At 72.2% G+C, this 19595-nt stretch carries 16 protein-coding genes; 14 read left to right on the forward strand and 2 right to left on the reverse strand.

What is annotated here, in order from left to right; translation table 11 throughout:
* Nucleotides 1-342: 342 nt before the first annotated feature.
* The 6 genes from ACZ466_RS39835 (at nucleotide 343) to ACZ466_RS39860 (ending at nucleotide 8345) form a co-directional block, all read left to right on the forward strand.
* A complete protein-coding gene (locus ACZ466_RS39835) occupies nucleotides 343-1860 on the forward strand; it encodes an aldehyde dehydrogenase family protein (protein ID WP_378281440.1) in 1518 nt (505 codons plus the stop codon).
* On the forward strand, nucleotides 1857-3665 hold the full coding sequence (locus ACZ466_RS39840; protein WP_378281439.1) for a thiamine pyrophosphate-binding protein: 1809 nt from the start codon (nucleotides 1857-1859) through the stop codon (nucleotides 3663-3665). The genes ACZ466_RS39835 and ACZ466_RS39840 overlap by 4 nt, the downstream gene beginning before the upstream one ends.
* Before the next feature lie 68 nt (nucleotides 3666-3733).
* Nucleotides 3734-4891, forward strand: coding sequence for an ABC transporter substrate-binding protein (locus ACZ466_RS39845; RefSeq protein ID WP_378281438.1), 1158 nt, complete (start codon nucleotides 3734-3736; stop codon nucleotides 4889-4891).
* Nucleotides 4892-4906: 15 nt separating this feature from the next.
* Nucleotides 4907-5776, forward strand: coding sequence for a branched-chain amino acid ABC transporter permease (locus tag ACZ466_RS39850; protein WP_378281437.1), 870 nt, complete (start codon nucleotides 4907-4909; stop codon nucleotides 5774-5776).
* Nucleotides 5773-7623, forward strand: coding sequence for a branched-chain amino acid ABC transporter ATP-binding protein/permease (locus ACZ466_RS39855; protein ID WP_378281436.1), 1851 nt, complete (start codon nucleotides 5773-5775; stop codon nucleotides 7621-7623). The genes ACZ466_RS39850 and ACZ466_RS39855 overlap by 4 nt, the downstream gene beginning before the upstream one ends.
* Complete coding sequence (locus tag ACZ466_RS39860) at nucleotides 7620-8345, forward strand: ABC transporter ATP-binding protein (RefSeq protein ID WP_378281435.1); 726 nt, start codon at nucleotides 7620-7622, stop codon at nucleotides 8343-8345. The genes ACZ466_RS39855 and ACZ466_RS39860 overlap by 4 nt, the downstream gene beginning before the upstream one ends.
* 58 nt (nucleotides 8346-8403) lie before the next feature.
* Here the strand turns inward: ACZ466_RS39860 and ACZ466_RS39865 are convergent, their stop codons facing one another.
* On the reverse strand, nucleotides 8404-9396 hold the full coding sequence (locus ACZ466_RS39865) for a ThuA domain-containing protein (protein WP_378281434.1): 993 nt from the start codon (nucleotides 9394-9396) through the stop codon (nucleotides 8404-8406).
* Nucleotides 9397-9654: 258 nt separating this feature from the next.
* Between ACZ466_RS39865 and ACZ466_RS39870 the strand changes: the two genes are divergently transcribed.
* From ACZ466_RS39870 to ACZ466_RS39895, 6 genes are all read left to right on the forward strand, one after another.
* On the forward strand, nucleotides 9655-11811 hold the full coding sequence (locus ACZ466_RS39870) for an outer membrane protein assembly factor BamB family protein (RefSeq protein ID WP_378281433.1): 2157 nt from the start codon (nucleotides 9655-9657) through the stop codon (nucleotides 11809-11811).
* Nucleotides 11808-11939: a pyrroloquinoline quinone precursor peptide PqqA gene (gene pqqA / locus ACZ466_RS39875; protein WP_378281432.1), complete on the forward strand. Its 132-nt coding sequence runs from the start codon at nucleotides 11808-11810 to the stop codon at nucleotides 11937-11939. The genes ACZ466_RS39870 and pqqA overlap by 4 nt, the downstream gene beginning before the upstream one ends.
* 18 nt (nucleotides 11940-11957) lie before the next feature.
* Nucleotides 11958-12683, forward strand: a complete 726-nt coding sequence (pqqC, locus tag ACZ466_RS39880; protein ID WP_378281431.1) for a pyrroloquinoline-quinone synthase PqqC — start codon at nucleotides 11958-11960, stop codon at nucleotides 12681-12683.
* Nucleotides 12673-12936 (forward strand): pyrroloquinoline quinone biosynthesis peptide chaperone PqqD, encoded by a 264-nt coding sequence (pqqD, locus tag ACZ466_RS39885; RefSeq protein WP_378281430.1) that lies wholly within the window; start codon nucleotides 12673-12675, stop codon nucleotides 12934-12936. The genes pqqC and pqqD overlap by 11 nt, the downstream gene beginning before the upstream one ends.
* On the forward strand, nucleotides 12933-14012 hold the full coding sequence (gene pqqE, locus ACZ466_RS39890; RefSeq protein ID WP_378281429.1) for a pyrroloquinoline quinone biosynthesis protein PqqE: 1080 nt from the start codon (nucleotides 12933-12935) through the stop codon (nucleotides 14010-14012). Before pqqD ends, pqqE begins: the two co-directional genes overlap by 4 nt.
* Before the next feature lie 112 nt (nucleotides 14013-14124).
* Nucleotides 14125-15711: a class I adenylate-forming enzyme family protein gene (locus ACZ466_RS39895; RefSeq protein WP_378281428.1), complete on the forward strand. Its 1587-nt coding sequence runs from the start codon at nucleotides 14125-14127 to the stop codon at nucleotides 15709-15711.
* Here the strand turns inward: ACZ466_RS39895 and ACZ466_RS39900 are convergent.
* Nucleotides 15695-16900: an MFS transporter gene (locus ACZ466_RS39900; protein WP_378281427.1), complete on the reverse strand. Its 1206-nt coding sequence runs from the start codon at nucleotides 16898-16900 to the stop codon at nucleotides 15695-15697. The two genes, ACZ466_RS39895 and ACZ466_RS39900, sit on opposite strands and share 17 nt — an antisense overlap.
* A 317-nt stretch (nucleotides 16901-17217) precedes the next feature.
* Between ACZ466_RS39900 and ACZ466_RS39905 the strand changes: the two genes are divergently transcribed.
* Both ACZ466_RS39905 and ACZ466_RS39910 read left to right on the forward strand, forming a co-directional pair.
* Nucleotides 17218-18777 (forward strand): M28 family metallopeptidase, encoded by a 1560-nt coding sequence (locus ACZ466_RS39905; protein WP_378281426.1) that lies wholly within the window; start codon nucleotides 17218-17220, stop codon nucleotides 18775-18777.
* Nucleotides 18778-18882: 105 nt separating this feature from the next.
* Nucleotides 18883-19593 (forward strand): MerR family transcriptional regulator, encoded by a 711-nt coding sequence (locus tag ACZ466_RS39910; RefSeq protein WP_378281499.1) that lies wholly within the window; start codon nucleotides 18883-18885, stop codon nucleotides 19591-19593.
* Nucleotides 19594-19595: the final 2 nt, after the last annotated feature.

Genomic DNA, 19595 nt, shown 5'->3' on the forward strand with positions numbered 1-19595 from the left:
TTCGCTCTCCCTGGCTCTGGTGGTCTCCCGGATTCGTACGTTACACACAGTCCGCATGGCGGTCTAGTTGGACCGTCAGCCGGTGCAGAGGGAGGTGCGGGTCCAGAAAAACCTCCGCTCGCCCTTCCGTCTGTGAGCCAGGTCACCTATAACTAACTCACTGGTTCGAACATTAGAGACGATCCTTCCTGGCCTTCACCGTCGTGCGGACCGCCCGCGGCCCGCGGACGGGCGCAAGTTCCGGCGAGAGGGGCCTTGTCAGGGGCGGCGGGTGCCCTTACGTTGGCTCGCAGGTCCGCGAAGTGGGCCTGATGAACCGTTTAGCGGTCCAGGAGGAAGTTGATGCCGAACCCGGTTCTTGCCGCCGATCCCGAGGCCGCAGCGGTACAGGCGGCGGCTCTGGTGGCCGGCGGCTGGGTCACCGATGGTCCGCAGAGTGAACGAATCGGACCGTATTCGCGGCGGCTCGTGAGCCGGGCGCCGTCCGCCGGCCCCGAGGACGTCGCCGCCGTCCGGGCCTATGCCCGCACGTCCGCGCGGACGGTGGCGGGCCTGGCCCCGGCCTCCCGCGCCGAGATCCTCGAACGCGCCTCGGCCGCGGCCCTGGAGCGCCGGGACGAGCTGGCCCGCCTCCTCGCCCTGGAGCTGGGCAAGCCCCTCAAGGACGGGCGCGGCGAGATCGACCGGGTGGCCGACACCTTCGCGGTGTGCGCCGCCGAGGCCCGGCGGATCGGCGGCGAGACACTCCCGGTGGCGGGCTGGGACCGGGGGATCGGGAACACCGCGTTCACCTACCGCGCCCCGGCGGGCGTGGCCCTGGCGATCACGCCGTTCAACGCCCCGGCCAACCTGCTGGCGCACAAGCTCGGCGCCTCCTTCGCCGCGGGCAACACCACGATCGTCAAGGCCCCGCCGCAGGCCCCGGCCGCCTCCACCGCCGTCGTCGCCCTGCTGGTCGAGTCCGGGATGCCGGTCGAGGCGGTGCAGCTCCTGCACGGGGGCGGCGAGGTCGGCTCGGCCCTGTGCGCGGCCGGCGAGGTGAGCGTCATCAGCTTCACCGGCAGCGCCGCGACGGGCGCGGCGGTGGCCAGGGCGGCGGGCGCCAAGCGGCTGGTCCTGGAGCTGGGCGGCAACGCCGCCACCATCGTCTGCGACGACGCCGACATCGCCGCCGCCGCGCGGGTCTGCGCCCGCACCGGGTACACCAACTCGGGGCAGAGCTGCATCTCGGTGCAGCGGGTGTACGTGCACCGCCCCCGCTTCGAGGAGTTCCTGGACGCCTTCACCGCCGCCGTCGCGGCGCTCAAGGTCGGCGACCCGCTCGACCCGGCCACCGACGTCGGCTCGATGGTCGACGAGGAGGCCGCCGAACGCGTCGTGCGCTGGAGCGCCGAGGCCGCCGCGGCCGGTGCCCGGCTGGTGCTCGGCGGTGAGCGCGACGGCGCCACCGCCGCCCCCACCATCGTCGCCGGGCCGCCCGACGACGCCGCGGTCGTGACCGACGAGGTCTTCGGGGCGCTGGTCGCGGTCCTGCCCTTCGACGGCCTCCCCGAGGCGATCGAGCGCTGCAACGCCGGCCGGTACGGGCTGCAGGCCGGGATCTTCACCCGCGACCTGGAGCGGATCATCACGGCCTGGCGCGATCTGGAGGTCGGCGGGCTGGTGGTGAACGGCTCCTCCAACTACCGGCTGGACCACGTCCCGTTCGGCGGCGTCAAGGACTCGGGCTTCGGCCGGGAGTCCCCCGGCTGCATGATCGACGACTACACCGTCGTCAAGACCCTGATGCTGCGCGGCGTCTCCCTCTGGGGAGCGCGCGGATCAAGCGACCTGCCCCGAGACGAGGAGAACGCCCGATGACCGTCGACACCCGCGCCCACGACGGCGAGTCCCTCGGCCGCGCCGCGGCGGTCACCGCGGCCGAGGCGCTGGTCCGCCAGCTGGAGTCCTACGGCGTCGAGTACGTGTTCGGCACCTGCGGGCACACCAACATCGCGCTGCTGGACGCGCTGGGCCGCAGCCCGATCACCTTCGTCATCGCGCGGCACGAGCAGGCGGCCGCGCACGCCGCGGACGGCTACGCCCGTGCGTCGGGCCGCCCCGGGGTGCTGCTGGTGCACGTCGGGCCGGGGATGATGAACGCCGTCACGGGGGTGGCGACCGCCGCGCTGGACTCGGTGCCGCTGATCGCGATCTCCGGGGACGTGCCCTCCTACTACCACGGCCGGCATCCGCACCAGGAGGTGAACCTGCACGCCGACGCCGACCAGACCGCGATCTACCGCCCGTTCGTCAAGCGGGCCTGGCACGTGCACCGCGCCGAGGACCTGGGCCGGTTCACCGAGCGGGCCTTCTGGACGGCGACGAGCGGCCGGCCCGGCGCGGTGCTGCTGAACGTCCCGATGGACCTGTTCTCCCGGCCCGTTCCGGGCGAGGAGCGCCCGCTCCCGGCGAGCACGTCCGGGCCCGACCTGCCCGCCCCGGTCGCCGAACGGATCGCCGCGCTGCTGGACGGGGCCCGGCAGCCGCTGATCTACCTCGGCGGGGGCCTGCGCGGCGGGCCCGGACGCGCCGCGCTGCTGTCGCTCGCCGAGCACCTGGACATCCCGATCGCGCACTCGCTGATGGGCAAGGGCGCCGTCCCCGACGACCACCCCCTGCTGCTGGGCATGCCGGGCTTCTGGGGACTGCGCACCACCAACGACTACGCGCGCACCGCCGACGTGGTGCTGGCGCTGGCGACCCGGTTCGCCGAGACCGACGCCAGCTCCTGGGACCCGCGGTTCACCTGGAACCTCGGCCCCGGGCAGGGGCAGGGCCGCCTGGTCCAGATCGACATCGACCCGGCCGAGATCGGCCGCAACCACCCCGTGGAGGTCGGCGCCGTCGCCGACGTCGCGCGGGCGGTCGAGGCGATCGCCGCGGCGGTGCGCTCGGCCCGGCCCGAACCCCTCACCCGGCCGGGGCTGCGCGAGCGGATCCGCACCGCGCGCACCGAGCTGTTCGCCGGCAGCCGCGAGCGGGGCCGCGCCGACGACTTCCCGCTCAGGCCCGAGCGCATCCTGCGCGACCTGCGCGACGCCCTGCCGGACGACGCGATCCTCGTGACGGACGTGGGCTGGAACAAGAACGGCGTCGCCCAGTGCTACGAGCTGCCCGCCGAGGGCCGGTTCATCACGCCCGGCGGCGCGTCCACCATGGGCTTCGGGCCCGCGGCCGCGATCGGCGTCCAGATCGCCCGGCCGGGCCGCGTCGTCGTCGCGCTGATCGGCGACGGCGGGATGAGCGCCCAGCTCCCGGCGCTGCCCATGGCCGTCGAGCAGGGCCTGCCGGTGATCTTCGTGGTGATGAACAACCGCGCCCACGGCACCATCGCCGACCTGCAGGCGGCCAACTTCGGCGCCGCCTACGGCTGCGAGTTCCACGACCCCGACGGCCGCCCCTACAGCCCCGACTTCGCCGCCCTCGCGCGATCCTGCGGAGCCGACGGCTACGAGATCTCCGCCCCCGGGGAGCTGGGCACCGCACTGCGATCGGCCGTGACCCGGCGGCGCCCGGCGGTGCTGGACGTCCCCATGGTCAACGAGCCGGTGCCCACACCCGGGCACTGGAACATCAACGACATCTACCAGGGCGCCTTCCCCGGCGAACCGCCCCGCGCCTGACCCCGTTCTCCCGCACCGCCGCCGTCCCCCGCCGCCTTCCGCAACCCCCACCCCCCGAGGTGACGCTCATGTTCAACCTGTCCAGGTTCCGTCTCTCCGCCCTGGCCGCCGGTGCGCTGGCGGCCTGCCTGACCGCCGCCTGCGGCGCCCCCGGCGAGTCGGAGGACTCCGGTTCCGGCGGCTCCGGACCGATCAAGATCGCCGTCGTCAACGCCCAGAGCGGCCAGCTGAGCTCGCTGGGCAAGTGGGAGCACAAGGGCGTCAAACTCGCCGTCGACGAGTGGAACAAGGCCGGCGGCATCAACGGGCGCAGGATCCAGCTGGACGTCTTCGACGACCAGGGCGACCCGACCGTCGGCACCAACATCGCCCGCAAGATCGCCAGCCAGAAGTACATCGCGATGCTCGGCACCGCCGAGAGCGCCGTCACGATCGCGATGGCGCCCGTGCTGCGCCAGTTCGAGATCCCCAACATCGCCTCGGGCCAGTCCCCGGGCATGGTGGCGCTCAAGAGCCCCTACCTCTTCCTCAACGGCCCCACCAGCACGACCTACGACGAGACGCTCGCCAAGCACCTCGCCGACACCGAGAAGATGAAGAAGTTCGCGCTGATCACCAACAACGGCGCGTACGGCAAGGGCGAGCACGACGCGTTCAGCAAGGCGCTGGCCGACCGCGGCGTCAAGCCGGTCGCCGACGAGGTCGTCACCATCGACCAGAAGGACTTCAGCGCCCAGCTGACCAAGATCCGGCAGGCCGGGCCCGAGGTCGTCTTCCTGGGCGCCGAGGAGGTCGAGTCCGGGCTGATCGTCAAGCAGGCGCGCGACCTCGGCATCACCGTCCCGTTCGCCGGCGCCGCCCCGCAGGGCACCCCCGTCTTCATCGACACCGCCGGCGCCAAGAACGCCGAGGGCACCATCGTCAGCTCGCCCTACCTCAGCAACGACATCGGCGAGGCCGCCAGGAAGTTCGCCGCCGCCTACCAGGCCGCCTTCAACGAGGAGGCCGAGATGCACGGCGCCAAGGCCTACGACGGCGCCCAGATCATGCTGACCGCGCTCAAGAACAGCGATGTCGCGACCGGGAAGAAGCTGGCCGACGCGATCCGGGCCGTGCGGCACCGGGGGCTGCTGGGCGACTTCGTCTACGACGAGACGGGCGTCGGCATCAAGGCGACCAGTATCGGGCTCATCAAGAACGGCAAGCTCGTCCAGGCCGAGGGCTGACCGGAGAAGAGAACCATGCAGGTCTTCCTTCAGACACTGATAGGCGGGCTGAGCCTCGGCGCGATCTACGCGCTGGTCGCCATGGGCTTCTCCCTCGTCTACCGCACCATGGGACTGGTCAACTTCGCGCACGCCGACGTCCTGATGATCGGCGCGTACGCGGCGTCCACCTTCTACATGTCGACCAGGCTGCCGTTCGCGGTCGCGATGGCGCTGGCGATCGCGCTGACCGGGCTGATCGGGCTGTTCATCGAGCGGGTGCTGCGCCCGCTGGAGAACAAGGACTTCACGCTGATGCTGATCGGCACGATCGGCTTCGGGATGGTGCTGCAGGCGGTGGCCGTGCTGATCTGGGGCGCCACCGGGCACGCGGTCGACAACCCGGTGCAGGCCGCGCCGATCGAGCTGTTCGGGCTGCGGGTGCGCACCTACGACCTCGTCGTCCTGCTCATCGCGGCGGTCGCGGTCGTGCTGCTGGTCGGCTTCCTGCAGCGGACCAAGCGGGGCGCGGCCATGCAGGCGGTCGCGATGGACCACGAGGCCGCCACCGCCGTGGGCATCCACGTCGGCCGCAGCAACGCCATCGCCTTCGCGATCGGCGCGGGGCTCGCGGCGCTGGCCGGCGGCCTGGTGGGGCCGCTGCTGTACGTCAACCCGACGATGGGCGGCGCGATCGGCATCAAGGGGTTCGCGGCCGCGATGCTCGGCGGCTGCGGCAACATCCCCGGCGCCATCGTCGGCGGGCTGGCGATCGGGGTCCTGGACTCCTTCGCCGCCGGGCACTTCCAGGGCTACTCCGAGCTGGTGGTGTTCCTGGTCTTCACGGTGATCATCATGGTCCGCCCGCTGGGCCTGTTCGGCGAGATGACGGTGAGCCGAGCATGAACCTCCCCGGTACCTTCCGGCATCCCCGCGCGCCCAGGGTCGGCGGGCTGGCGGCACTGGTCGCGGCGGCCTGGATCCTGCCGTACCAGGTCGGCGGCTACGCCATCCACGTGGTCAACATCGCGCTGGTGTTCGCCCTGCTGGCCATCGGGATGGGCCTGGCCATGGGCATCGCCGGGCAGATCAACCTGGCGCAGGTCGCCTTCTTCGGCGTCAGCGCGTACGCGACCGCGATCCTCACCACCCACAGCGGGCTGGGCTTCTGGCCCGCGGCCGCGCTCGCCATGGTCGCCTCGGCGCTGGTCGGGCTGCTGGTCGGGATCCCGGCGCTGCGCATGCAGTCGCACTACCTCGGCATCGTCACGCTCGGCCTGGCGCTGGGGTTCATCAACTGGACGACCAACGCCGAGATCGCCGGCGGCGCCGAGGGCATCTCCGCCATCCCCGTGCCGCCGATGTTCGGCATCGACCTGACCAGCGAGTACCTGTACTACTACCTCGAAGTGGTGGTGTTCGGGCTGGCGCTGGCCTTCGGGCTGTTCGTCGTCCGCACCGGGCTCGGGCGCCGGCTGAAGGCGATGCGGGACGACCCGCTCGCCGCGGGCGCGGTGGGCGCGGAGATCCCCCTGCTGCGGATGGCCGCGTTCATGCTGTCCAGCGTGTTCGGCGGCGTGGCGGGGGTGCTGTACGTCGGGCTGATCCGCTACATCGCGCCCGAGACCTTCAACATCGCCAACATGTTCCTGCTGCTGGCGATGGTGGTGATCGGCGGGCGGCAGAGCCTGGTCGGCTGCGTGGTCGGCGCGATCGGGCTGACGCTGATCCGCGAGCAGCTGGTCGACTACCCCACCATCGCCCAGCTCGGATTCGGCACCGTCGTGGTCATCATGGTCGTCTTCGCCCCGACCGGGCTGGCGGGCATCCCGGCGCGGGTCCGCGGCGCGGTCGACCGGCGGCGCGGCAGGTCCGCCGACCGCGCCGAGCTGCGCCCGTTCCAGCCGTACGAGCCCGCCGCGAAGGCCGCGGGGGCGGACGCGGAGGGAGCCCCGCCCATGCTCGAGGTCCGCGAAGTGAGCAAGCGGTTCCGCGGGCTCAAGGCGCTGGACGGCGTGTCGGTCACCGTCGCCCGCGGCGAGATCCGCGGCATCGTGGGGCCCAACGGCTCGGGCAAGACCACGCTGTTCAACGTCATCAGCGGTTTCTACAAGGCGTCCGGCGGGCGGGTGGTCCTGGACGGCCGCACCGTCACCGGCGCCCGCCCGTACCGGCTGTCCATGCTGGGCGTCGCCCGCACCTTCCAGAACCTGCGGCTGTTCGGGGAGATGAGCGTCAAGGACAACCTGCTGGTCGCCCTGGACCGGTCGCGCACCGTCGCGAGCTGGCGGTACGTGCTGTGGCCGGTCGGCGTCCTGCGGCGCGAGCGCCGGCTCGACGAGCGGGCGGACGCGCTGCTGGAACGGTTCGGGCTGACCGAGTTCGCCGGCGCCGCCCCGGGCTCGCTGCCGTACGGCATCCAGCGCCGCATCGAGATCGCCCGCGCGATGGCGGGCTCGCCGCGCGTGCTGCTGCTGGACGAGCCGGCCGCCGGCCTCAACGGCGAGGAGGTGCGGCAGCTCGCCGAGATCGTCCGGTCCATCCGCGGCAGCGGCGTCACGGTCGTGCTCATCGAGCACAACATGGGCCTGGTCATGTCGCTGTGCGAGCGGGTGACCGTCCTCGCCGGCGGCGTGGTCATCGCGGAAGGCACGCCGGAGGAGGTCGTCGGCGACCCCGCGGTGATCGAGGCCTACCTCGGCGACTCGGCCATGGCCGAGATGCCCCTTCCGACCACGGAGGTGAGCTCATGAACGGCGGTACCGCGACCTTGGCGGTGGAGGACCTCTCGGTCCACTACGGCGGGGTGTGCGCGGTCAGGTCGATCTCGTTCACCGTCGAGCCCGGCCGGTCGGTCGGCATCATCGGCGCGAACGGGGCCGGCAAGACCTCCACGCTCAAGGCGCTGATGGGGCTCGTGCCCCGCAGCGGCGGCCGGGTCCGTTTCGGCGAGACCGACCTGGCCAGGGTCAGGGCGCGGGACGTGGTCCGGCACGGGATCGGCTACGTTCCCGAGGGACGGCACGTCTTCCCCGGGCTCACAGTCGAGAAGAACCTGATGCTCGGCGCCTACGCGCGTTCCTGGCGCGACTCCGCCACCCGGGAGACGCTGGGGGAGGTGTACGAGCTGTTCCCCGTGCTGGGGGAGATGCGCGGGCGCCTGGCCGGGGCCCTGTCTGGCGGGCAGCAGCAGATGCTCGCCGTCGGCAGGGCGCTGATGGCCAAGCCCCGGCTGCTCCTGCTGGACGAGCCGTCCATGGGCCTGTCGCCCAAGCTCGTCGAGGACATCCTCGCGGTGCTCGTCCGCCTGCGCGAGGAGGGCCTGAGCCTCCTGCTGGTCGAGCAGAACGCCAAGCTGACGTTCGAGGCGACCAGCGACTGCGTGGTGATGGAGAACGGCGAGGTCGCGATGACCGGCACGTCCCGGGAACTGCGCGAGGACGTCCGCGTCCGGCGCATCTATCTGGGCCTGTAGAGGGTGGCGTGCACGGGTGGCCGGGGGATCCCCGGCCACCCGTGGAGCCGGGCGCGGCTCAGCGGCAGAAGGGCTTCCTGCCCATGGCCGACTCGATCCCGCCGAGGACGAGCCGCTGGAACTGGGGTGCCCCGGCGAAGGTCGAGCCGTCGTCGGTGAACGCCTTGGCGTCGTGCCCGAGCGTGGTCAGCCAGGCCCGGCCGCCGTCGTAGTAGTGGCACCAGGCGATCGGATGCGACGAACCGTGCCCGGGGTGCCCCAGGCCGCCCTCGGTGCCGCGCTCCATCGTCCGCTCGTCCACGGTGGCGAGGATCCGCACGCGCGACGGGAAGGGGACCAGGTTGTACCACTCGTCGCTGAACGCCCAGCGTGCGGGCAGGCCGGCGGTGGAGGCGTCCCTGCGGTTCAGGGTCTGGACGGTGCCGGGCTGGGCGGGGCCGTGGTCGTAGAAGTTGGCGCCGCCCAGGAGCCCCTCGTACCAGGGCCAGTTGTATTCGGTGCCGAACGCGTTGTGGATGCCGACGAAGCCGCCGCCGCCCCGGACGTACTGGCGCAGCGCCGTCTGCGCCGCGTCGTCGAGGGTGTCGCGCGTGGTGCTGAGGAAGACCACGGCGTTGTAGCCGAGGAGCCGCCCGGCCGAGGAGAGCTGGGTGACGTCCTCGGTCCAGTCGACGGCGAAGCCGTTGTCCTTGCCCATCTTCACCAGGGCGCTCTGGGCCGCGTTGGCCGCGCTCAGCGGGGGATTGAGGCCGGCGGCGAGCGCGGGCCCGAGGTTGGCGTGGCGCGGTCCGGCGGTACGGCTGTACACCAGGACCTTGTAGCCCTCGGCGGGATCGAAGTTGCCCCAGTCGTGGTAGCAGCGGGGATCGGTGCCCCGGCAGACGCCGTACTCGGGGTCGCCCAGCTCCTGGGCGCCGCGCTTCTCGGGCTTGGCCTGGGGGCTTCCGGCCGCGGCGGGCAGCCCTCCGGCCAGCGTGCCCGCGACCAGGACGGCCGCGGTGCCGATCGCCGACACCATCGCGGTGACCAGATGGGACGAGGGTCTCCTCATGACGCAGGTTCCTTCCTCACATGCTCGCTCCGAGGTCCATCTAGTGGTCTGGATGAACCGTTCAGAGGTTGCATGACGATCTCACGCCGATGCCCGGACAACAAGGGGCGCCGTCGAAAGGTGGCCTTGATGGTGCCGGGTTCGTTCGCATCGGGGGGTTGTCAGCCCTTCGGATCCCGGCTTACCGTGTCGTCCGTTCAGCGGACTGAGTCATCCGTCTAGTGGACCATCAGCCGGACCGGCGGGTTGGAGAGCAGCATGAGACGACGGAACTTTCTGACCGGGGCCGCCATCGCGGGCGGCACCGCCGCCTTCACACCCTTCCGCGCGCCGGCGCACGCCGACACCGGCTCGACGATGGCGCTTCCCGTCCCCGGGCAGCCCCGCGGGCTGGAACCGGCCGGCGGCGACTTCCCCAAGGTCGGCGGGAACCTGGGCAACCAGAACCACTCGTCGCTGCGGCGCGTCACCAGGCGCAACGTCAAGCGGCTCGGCGGCGCCTGGCACGTCAACCTGGAGGGCGGCGCCACCGACGGGCGCGCGCAGCAGAGCACCGTCGTCGCCCAGGACGGCGTCCTGTACGTCCAGACCGCGCAGCAGAACCTCTTCGCCGTGGACGGCCGGACGGGCGAGATCAAGTGGAAGACCAGCGTCGGCTCCGAGCGCACCAACATGCGCGGCGTCGGCCTCGGCGGCGGCCTGGTGTACACCACCTCCGGCTCCAACATCGTCTACGCGCTGGACCAGAAGACCGGCGGCGTGGTCTGGCAGCGCGAACTGCTCGTCCCCGGCGAGGGCGACCCGGGCTGCGACCCGCAGAACGGCCAGTGCGGCGGCAACCGCGGCGGCCTGGCCGGCGCCGTCGTCTACCACGACGGGCTGATCTACATCGGCACCGAGGGCAGCACCGCCGGGGCCCGCGGCCGCGGCTACGCGCTGAACGCCCGCACCGGCGAGGTCGCGTGGACCTTCTGGGGGCCGCCCGGACCCGGCGAGTACGGCAACGACACCTGGGAGGGCGAGAGCTGGAAGACCGGCGGCGCGGTCTGCTGGATGCACCCGGCCGTCGACCCCGAACTCGACCTGGTCTACTGGACGTTCGGCAACCCCTACCCGCGCACCAACGGCTCGACCCGCGGCGGCCTGAACCTCTTCTCCAACTGCCTGGTCGCGATCGACGCCAAGACGGGCGAGCGCCGCTGGCACTTCCAGTCGGTGCACCACGACATCTGGGACTACGACAACGTCATGGCGCCCGTGCTGATCGACCTGCGGATCGGGCACCGCACCCGCAAGGTCGTCGTGTACGGCAGCAAGACCGGGATGTACTACATCCTCGACCGCGCCACCGGGAAGCCCGTCCACGGCATGACCGAGCGGCCCGTACCGCAGGACGCGCGGCAGAAGACCTGGCCCACCCAGCCGTTCCCGGGCGGAAGACCGTTCGTCCCCCTGGCCCCCAGCCACCGCGACACGACCAGGCCGGTGCCGCACTACCCCACGGGCCCGATCTACACCCCGTTCTGGGACGACGCCACGATCCTGTACCCGGGGGCCGGCGGCGGCGCGGACTGGTCGCACATCTCCTTCAGCCCGCACACCGGTCTCCTGTACGTCGGCTACGGACTGATCAACTCCTCCTACTCCAACACCAACGGGGGCCGCGTCAACACGGCCCGGCCGCTGGGGGAGTACTTCTCCGGCGGGATCGTCGCGGTCGACCCCCGCACCAACCGTCCCGTCTGGCGCCGGGAGGGCGACTGGTCGCTCGCCCACGGCAACGGCATCCTCAGCACCGCCGGCCGGGTGATGTTCCAGGGCGGCCCAGACGGAGTGCTGCACGCGATGGACGACATCGACGGCCGCAAGCTGTGGAGCTGGCAGTGCGGAGCGGGCGTGCACACCAGCCCGGTCACCTACGAGATCGACGGCGAGCAGTACATCGCCGTCCTGGCCGGTGGAAACGGCCTGCCCTACCCCGACATCCCCAAGGGCGACCACCTCTGGGCGTTCAAACTGGACGGGAAGGTGGCCCCGGCGCCCACGCCGACCCCGCCGTCCAAGCGCAACCAGATCCGCACCGCGCCGGTCGCGGGCAGCGCCGTGGGCGACACCGTCACCCTCGGCCGCGTGTGGGACGCCGGTGCCGGAGCCCCGGGCGGCACCGAGAACATCGTCGCGCAGAACGCCATGTCGCCCCAGCACCTGACCGTGCCGGTGGGGACGAAGGTCACCTTCGTGAACCCGGAGGGCAACGCGCACAGCCACGGCGCGGCCTCGTTCTTCGAGCGCGTCTTCGACACCGGCCGGCTCAGCCCCGGCCGGTCGTACTCCCACACCTTCACCAAGGCGGGTGAGTACTTCTACAACGACCCGGTCTTCCCGCAGAGCACGGGGAAGATCGTCGTCCAGTGAGCCTCCGGGGGACCGCCCCGGACCGAGAGGAAAGAGGAACCGGCATGACCGACACCTGGATCACGCCCGACTACCAGATCGTGGAGACCTCGCTGGAGGTCACGGCGTACCTCACGGCCGAGGACTGAGGGAGCGCTGAACGAACGATGAAGACGGCACCCTGGCCGCCCGGCCGGCTCGAAGACCGGCTCCGGACGCTCGCCGAGGAGCGGTACCACCACCGGCACCCGTTCAACGTGCGCATGCACGAGGGGCTGCTGTCGGCGGAGGAGCTGCGCCGGTGGATCCTCAACCGGTTCCACTACCAGCGGCATATTCCGATCAAGGACGCGCTGATCCTGGCCAAGCTCGATGACCGGGAGTTGCGGCGGTCGTGGATCCGGCGGATCCACGACCACGACGGGCGTCCCGAGGAGGAGGGCTCCGGCGGGATCGAGCGGTGGCTGCGGCTGGGGGAGGCCGTCGGCCTCGACAGAGCGCTTCTGCTCTCTGGGGAAGGAGTGCTTCCCGGCGTGCGATTCGCGGTGGACGGCTACGTCAACTTCTGCCGCAACGGCTCCCCGCTGGAGGCGGTGGCGTCGTCGCTGACCGAGCTGTTCGCGCCCGACCTGATGGTCACCCGGATCGCCGCCTGGGAGCGCCACTACCCGTGGATCGAGCCCGAGGGGCTGTGCTACTTCCAGGTACGGGTCGGGCAGGGCCGCCGCGACTCGGAGGAGGCGCTCGACCTCGTCCACGCCTGGGCGCGGACGCGGGCCGACCAGGAGCGGGTGCTGGCCGCGTTCACCTTCAAGTGCGACGTCCTCTGGACGCTCCTCGACGCGGTCGACAACGCCATGATCCACCGTGTGGAGACCCTCGATGTCCGCTGAACCCTGGCGGCCCGTCCTGGACCGGTCCGTCATGCTGCGGTACGACCGCGTCCGCGACGCCGACCTGCTCCTCATGCCCGAGCGCGCGGTCCGGCTGACCGGTGCGGGCGGCCGGATCCTGCGGCTGTGCGACGGCCGCCGCACGGTCGCCGACGTCATCGCCGAGCTGTCCGCCGCGTTCCCGGACGCGCCGCTCGACGACGAGGTGCCCGCGTTCCTGGAACGCGTCCGCGAGGAGGGCTGGCTGCGATGACCGAGGTGCCCGCGCCATGGGCGCTGCTCGCGGAGGTCACCCACGCCTGCCCGCTGCACTGCCCGTACTGCTCCAACCCCCTCGATCTGGTCCGCACCAGCGCCGAGCTGTCCGCCGCCGACTGGGCCCGCGTCTTCACCCAGGCCGCCGACCTGGGCATCGTCCAGGCCCACATCTCCGGCGGCGAGCCGCTGCTGCGCCGCGACCTGACCGGCATCGTGGCCTCCGCGCACGAGGCCGGCATCTACACCCAGCTGGTCACCAGCGGCCTCGGCCTCACCACCGAGCGCCTGGACGAACTCGCCCGGGCCGGGATCAACAGCGTCCAGCTCTCCCTCCAGGACGCCCGCCGTCCCGGCTCCGACCTCATCGCCGGACGCGACTCCTACACCGCCAAGGAAGCCGCGGCCGGAGTGATCCGCGCCGCCGGCCTGCCGTTCGGGCTCAACGTCGTCCTGCACCGCCGCAACCTCGGCAACCTGCCCGAGATCCTGGAACTGGGCGCGGCCTGGGGCGCCGACCGGATCGAACTGGCCAACACCCAGTTCCACGGCTGGGCCCTGCGCAACCGTGCCGCGCTGCTCCCCGCCCGCGACCAGCTCGACCGCGCCAAGGTCACCGTCGCCGCATGGCGCGAACGCCACCGGCGACCCGAACTGGTCTGGGTCATGCCCGACTACTACGAAGGCGTCCCCAAACCCTGCATGGGCGGCTGGGGCGCCCGCTCCATCACCGTCGGCCCCGACGGCACCGCGCTGCCCTGCCCCGCCGCGTACGCGATCCCGGACCTGGACCCGCCGAACGTGCGCGACAAGTCCCTCGCCTGGATCTGGGAGCGGTCGGCGGCGTTCAACGCCTACCGCGGCACCGGCTGGATGAGCGGGCCGTGCGCCGAATGCCCCCGCCGCGAGACCGACTTCGGCGGCTGCCGCTGCCAGGCCCACGCCCTGACCGGCGACGCCGCCCGCACCGACCCCGCCTGCTCCCTGTCCCCGGACCACCACCTCGTCCGCGACACGGCCGCCGCCGCGGAACAGGAGCCCGCCCCCGCGTTCGTCTACCGGCGCCCGGGCTGACCAGCGTGGACGAAGCTCCCGGAAACCCAACGTCCAGGCCGGTCACATCGGCTGAACACTCGCGTAATACGTTGGGACGCCGAACGCTGTCGCGGCTGGAGAGACGAGGCGCATGCACCCTCCTGACATCGGTTTCAGGCCGACCATCGGTGACGCGATCAAGCGTGCGGCCCGCGAGTTCGGGGACACCGACTACCTGGTGTCACTGGAGGAGCGGTACACCTACGCCGAGGCCGACCGGCTGTCCGCGGCGATCGCCCGACGCATGCTGGCGCGCGGCATCGGCAAGGGCACCCGCGTGGGGCTGTTCTTCACCTACGGAGGCGAGTGGCTGCTGACCTGGCTGGCCGCGAGCCGCATCGGCGCGCTCGTCATGCCCTTCAGCACGTTCTACACCCCGCGCGAGCTCCGCACGGCCCTGCGCATCGGCGACGTCGACGTGCTCATCGTCCCGGAAAGGGTGCTGGAGGTCGACGTCCCCGCGTTCCTGCCGGAGGCGCTGCCGTCCCTCGCCGACCACGGGACCGGGCCGTTGCGCCTGCCCGAGGCGCCGTACCTCCGCCGGATCTGGACGACGCAGCCGGTGGAGCGGCCCTGGGCGACCCACTTCGACCTGTTCGCCGACCCGCGCGCCGATGACGCCGACGCCCGGTTGCTGGCCGCCGTCGAGGACCAGGTGTTCCCCGCCGACCCGGCGGTGGTCGTCTACACCTCGGGGACGACCGCCGAGCCGAAAGGCGTGGTGCTCACGCACGGCACCATCATGCGGCAGACCACCATCATGGCGGGCCACCAGCGGGCGTGGGCGGGCGAACTGCCGCCCAAGTTCCTCACCACGATGCCGTTCTTCTGGGTGGGCGGGATCCTCTCGGTGGCGGGCGCGCTGCACGCGCCGGTCACGGTGCTGTGCCTGCCCCGTCCCCGGCCGGCCGAGGCCATGGAACTGATCGAGCGCGAGCGCGGGACAGCAGTGGTCGGGTTCCCCACGTTCGTCCAGGAACTGCGGGCGCACCCCGACTTCCCGGAACGCGACCTGTCCTCGGCGCGGATGCTGCTCGAAGGGCCCGCGGACCTCTCGATGACCAGCGTGCCGGGTGAGACGCCGACCCACCGCAGCCTCAGCGAGTCGGGCGGCTCGTTCTTCTCCACCGACGTCAGGATCATCGACCCGGCCACCGGCCTGCCCGTCCCGCGCGGCACGGAGGGCGAGCTGCTGATCCGCGGCCCCGGGGCCATGGAGGGCTACCTGAAGCGGGAACGCTGGGAGGTCTTCGACGCCGACGGCTGGTACCACACCGGCGACCGCGTCTTCCAGTCCGAGGACGAGGGCGACGCCCGGCTGTTCTTCGCCGGCCGCACCACCGAACTGATCAAGTCGGCGGGCGCCAACGTCTCGCCCAAGGAGGTCGAGGCGGTGCTGGACGAGTTCGACGAGATCCGGCACTCCCTCGTGATCGGCCTGGACGACCCCGACCGCGGCCAGGTCGTCGCCGCAGTGGTCGTACCGAAGGACCCGAAGACCTGGGACACCGGGGCCATGAGGACCAAGGCCCGCGAAGCGCTGTCCAGCTACAAGGTCCCCCGCCGCTGGTTCATCGCCGACGACTCCCGGCTCCCGCTGCTCCCCTCGGGCAAACCCGACCGCCGCCGCCTCGCCGCCCTGATCCGCGAAGGAACCACCTTCACCGAAGCCCCCTGACGACGGCCGCCGCCCACACCCCCGCCGCCACCGCCACGGTCGCGGCGCCACCGGCGATGAACCCGGCCGCCGGACGCGAAGCGGCCAGCACCGGCAACACCAGCGTCCCCACGGTGCCGGCCGCGCGCAGCACGGTTTGGTCCAGCGCCATCCAGGCCAGCCGCTCATCACGCCCGAACCGGGCCAGGTGGGTGCGCAGCCCGATCGCGCAGAACGGGCCGACCGCCCCCGCCAGTAGCGACAGGCCCACGATCCACCCCACCGACCCCACCGCGCCGGTCGCGGTCATCACCACACCCTGGGCGATCCACGCCAGGCAGTACGCCGCCGGGACGGTCGAGGCGGCCCGCAGGTTGCCGGCCACCAGGTTCGCCGCCACCGCGCCCACCCCGGTCGCCGTGATCGCCGCGGCGTATGCGCCCGCCCCCTCGCCGCCGCGCAGCGCCAGCAGCGCCGGGAGCACCAACGCCACCCCCAGCAGCATCTGCCCCGCCCCGTGCAGGCCGACCATGCATCCCGTCAGCGGATATGCCGCCACCAGGCGCCGCGCCCGCGGCCGCCCGGGTGCATCCGACGTCCCCCGGTCACCGGCGGGCCGCGGACTCGCGCGAGCGCGGCGGGACAAGAGCGTCAGCGCGGCCGCCGACACCCCGAACGTGGACGCGTCCACGACGTACAGCGCGACCTCAGGCACGACCAGAAGCAGCAGCCCGGCCGCGCCCGGTCCGGCGATGCGGGCGATCCGGGCGACCAGATCCATCAGCCCCGTCACCTCCTGCACCTGATCGGCACGCACCAGATCGGGCACCAGCGCGCCCAGGTTCGGGTCGAACAGCGCCCCCAGCGCCCCCAGCAGCCCGGCCACCACCAGCAGCGCGACGAGGCTCGCGCCGTGCACCGCCCACACCGCCGGCAGCGCACCCACGACCACCGTCCGCGCCGCGTCCAGGGCGGCCAGCCGTCCCAGCGAGGCGAACCGGACCAGCAGGCGGCGACCGGCCGTCCCGATCACGACGTAGGGCACCGACTCCGCGACCGCGACCAGGCCCATCAGTGCCGCCGAGCCGGTGGTCTCCCACACCAGCCACATCACGACCAGCGCGTACATCCGGTCGCCGAGCACGCTCAGTGACTGCGCCAGCCACAGCACGAGGATCCGGCGATCCCCCAGCAACCGCAGATACCCCACCGGTCTCCTCCCGGCCGCCTGCGAACAGCGGGTCGAGGCCGAACCTGCCGGACGAGTGGTCCGCCGCCTCGGCGGCGGATCCCTTCCATTTTCGGACCTTTTTCAGGGCCCTTTCTCGCAGGCCGTAGGAAGGCCCGCCAAGGCGCGCGAAGTGATCATCGTGATTTACCGCTGCGCGGCGGAACGTGATTTCCGGCGACGCGGTGACGGGCCTCCGCCGCGGCCATATTCGGTCGTTTGTGAGGGAGCGACGCGCCTTCCCTGTGCGGATATTTAGGGATACGTTCCTAGATCATCCGAACTCCGAGGAGCCGATCGTGCGTTTTCACGTTCGCCGGGGTGTGTTCCGTGCCGCCACCGCGGTCACGGCCATCGCCCTGCCACTCTCCCTCGCCGCGCCCGCCACGGCCGATCCCGGTGCCGGCGCCCAGCAGAGAGCGCTCAACTCGATCAAGGTTCCGAACGCCAAACGGCATCTGCAGGCGTTCCAGGCCATCGCCGCCGCCAACGGCGGGAGCCGGGCCTCGGGAACGCCCGGCTACGCGGCCTCGCGTGACTACGTCGCGGGCCTGCTGAAGAAGGCTGGGTACAACGTCACGGTCCAGCCGTTCGCGTTCCCGTTCTTCCGGGAGAACTCCACCGCGGTGCTGAACCAGACCTCGCCGGAGGCCAGGACCTACGCCCCCACGCCGCCCGACGGCAGCTCGGTGGGCGACTTCGCCACCATGACCTACTCCGGGTCCGGGGACGTCACCGCGACGGTGCAGGCCGTCGACCTCACCCTGCCGCCGTCGCCGGCGCCGAGCTCCACCAGCGGGTGCGAGGCCGCCGACTTCGCGGGCTTCACCGCGGGCAACATCGCCCTCGTCCAGCGCGGGACGTGCGACTTCGAGGTCAAGGCCCTCAACGCCCAGGCCGCCGGCGCGAGCGGCGTCATCGTCTTCAACGAGGGGCAGCCCGGCCGCACCGCCACCCTGCAGGGGACGCTGAACAAGCCCGGCGTCACCATCCCCACGGTGGGCACCAGCTTCGCCGTCGGCGAGGACCTCGCCTCCCCGGCCGGGACGGTCGTGCGGCTGCGCACCGAGACCGAGAGCGAGACCCGCACCACCTGGAACGTCCTGGCCGAGTCCAAGAAGGGCGACCCGAGCAAGGTCGTCATGGGCGGCGCCCACCTCGACAGCGTCCTGTCCGGGCCGGGGATCAACGACAACGGCTCCGGCAGCGCCGCGCTGCTGGAGGTGGCCGTCCAGCTGGGCCAGCTGCCGCCGCGCAACAAGCTGCGCTTCGCCTGGTGGGGCGCCGAGGAGCTGGGACTGCTCGGCTCGGAGCACTACGTGGCGAACCTGCCCGCCGCCGAGCAGGCGAAGATCGCCCTCTACCTGAACTACGACATGGTCGCCTCGCCCAACTTCGCGTACAAGATCTACGACGGTGACGACTCCGACGCGACCGGCGCGCCCGCCGGGCCGCCCGGATCGGACGAGATCGAGAAGACCTTCGAGAAGTACTTCGACACCCTGAAGCTCGGCCACGTCGGCACCGACTTCGACGGGCGCTCCGACTACGGCCCGTTCATCGCGGTCGGCATCCCCTCCGGCGGCCTGTTCACCGGCGCGGAGGGCGTCAAGACCCCGCAGGAGGCCGCCCTGTTCGGCGGCACCGCGGGCCAGCCGTACGACCCGTGCTACCACCAGGGCTGCGACACGATCACCAACATCAGCGACACCGCCCTGAAGGTCAACCTGGGCGCCATCGCCCACTCGGCCCTCACCTACGCCTACAGCAAGGACCTCCCCGGCCCGGCCACCCGGCCCGCGGCCGCCGGGACGGCGAAGGCGTCCGCCGACCACCACGACGGAAGCCTCACCAGGTAACCCGAGGACGCACCTCCGGAGGCCCCGATCCATCGCCCGGATCGGGGCCTCTGGGCGCTTGACCTTAGAGTCGGGTCAAAGGTTTACGGTCGAGGCGTGAACACGATGCGGATCTCCCAGCTCGCCGAACGTACCGGTGTCCCGGCCAGCACGCTGCGGTTCTACGACGCGGCGGGGCTGCTGCCCGCCGGGCGCAGCCCGGCCGGCTACCGGCTCTATGGCGAGGACGCCGCCGAGCGCCTGGCGTTCATCGGCGCGGCCAAGCACCTCGGGCTGCCGCTGGAGGAGATCGCCGAGCTGCTGGCGGTGCGGGAGTCGGGCGCCTGCATGGACGTGAAGGCCGATCTGCGGCCCAGGATCGCCGCGCGGATCGCCGAGGCGGAGGGGCGTGCGGCGGAGCTGGCCGCGTTCACCGGCACACTGCACCGCGCGCTGGAGCACCTGGACGCGTTGCCGGACCGCAGCACCCCCTGCGATCCGCACTGCGCCTTCCTCGAGCCCGACCCCGTACCGACCGAACGGTGGCGCACCGCCCCGGTGGCCTGCTCGCTGCCCGGCGACGGTGTCACCGAGCGGGCCGGGCAGTGGCGCCGACTGCTGTCGGGGGCCGGACGCGAGGAGATCGACGGCGGTGTGCGCCTGGTCCTGCCCGCCGAACGGACCGCCGACATCGCCGCGCTGGCCGCCGCCGAGCAGCGGTGCTGCCCCTTCTTCGACTTCCGCCTGCATCTGGACGGCCCGGTGCTGCGTCTGGAGGTCCGGGCCCCGGACGAAGGCGCCGGCCTGCTCGCCGATCTGTTCGCCCCGGCGGTGTGACC

It is taken from the genome of Actinomadura rugatobispora (assembly GCF_055379765.1).

Excerpts from the sequence above, each read along its gene's own strand:
- ACZ466_RS39895 (WP_378281428.1), top strand. The coding sequence starts at position 14,125 with ATGCACCCTCCTGACATCGGTTTCAGGCCGACCATCGGTGACGCGATC.
- pqqD (WP_378281430.1), top strand. The coding sequence starts at position 12,673 with ATGTCCGCTGAACCCTGGCGGCCCGTCCTGGACCGGTCCGTCATGCTG.
- ACZ466_RS39860 (WP_378281435.1), top strand. The coding sequence starts at position 7,620 with ATGAACGGCGGTACCGCGACCTTGGCGGTGGAGGACCTCTCGGTCCAC.
- ACZ466_RS39870 (WP_378281433.1), top strand. The coding sequence starts at position 9,655 with ATGAGACGACGGAACTTTCTGACCGGGGCCGCCATCGCGGGCGGCACC.
- ACZ466_RS39835 (WP_378281440.1), top strand. The coding sequence starts at position 343 with ATGCCGAACCCGGTTCTTGCCGCCGATCCCGAGGCCGCAGCGGTACAG.
- ACZ466_RS39840 (WP_378281439.1), top strand. The coding sequence starts at position 1,857 with ATGACCGTCGACACCCGCGCCCACGACGGCGAGTCCCTCGGCCGCGCC.
- ACZ466_RS39855 (WP_378281436.1), top strand. The coding sequence starts at position 5,773 with ATGAACCTCCCCGGTACCTTCCGGCATCCCCGCGCGCCCAGGGTCGGC.
- pqqE (WP_378281429.1), top strand. The coding sequence starts at position 12,933 with ATGACCGAGGTGCCCGCGCCATGGGCGCTGCTCGCGGAGGTCACCCAC.
- ACZ466_RS39865 (WP_378281434.1), bottom strand. The coding sequence starts at position 9,396 with ATGAGGAGACCCTCGTCCCATCTGGTCACCGCGATGGTGTCGGCGATC.
- ACZ466_RS39845 (WP_378281438.1), top strand. The coding sequence starts at position 3,734 with ATGTTCAACCTGTCCAGGTTCCGTCTCTCCGCCCTGGCCGCCGGTGCG.
- ACZ466_RS39850 (WP_378281437.1), top strand. The coding sequence starts at position 4,907 with ATGCAGGTCTTCCTTCAGACACTGATAGGCGGGCTGAGCCTCGGCGCG.
- pqqC (WP_378281431.1), top strand. The coding sequence starts at position 11,958 with ATGAAGACGGCACCCTGGCCGCCCGGCCGGCTCGAAGACCGGCTCCGG.
- ACZ466_RS39910 (WP_378281499.1), top strand. The coding sequence starts at position 18,883 with ATGCGGATCTCCCAGCTCGCCGAACGTACCGGTGTCCCGGCCAGCACG.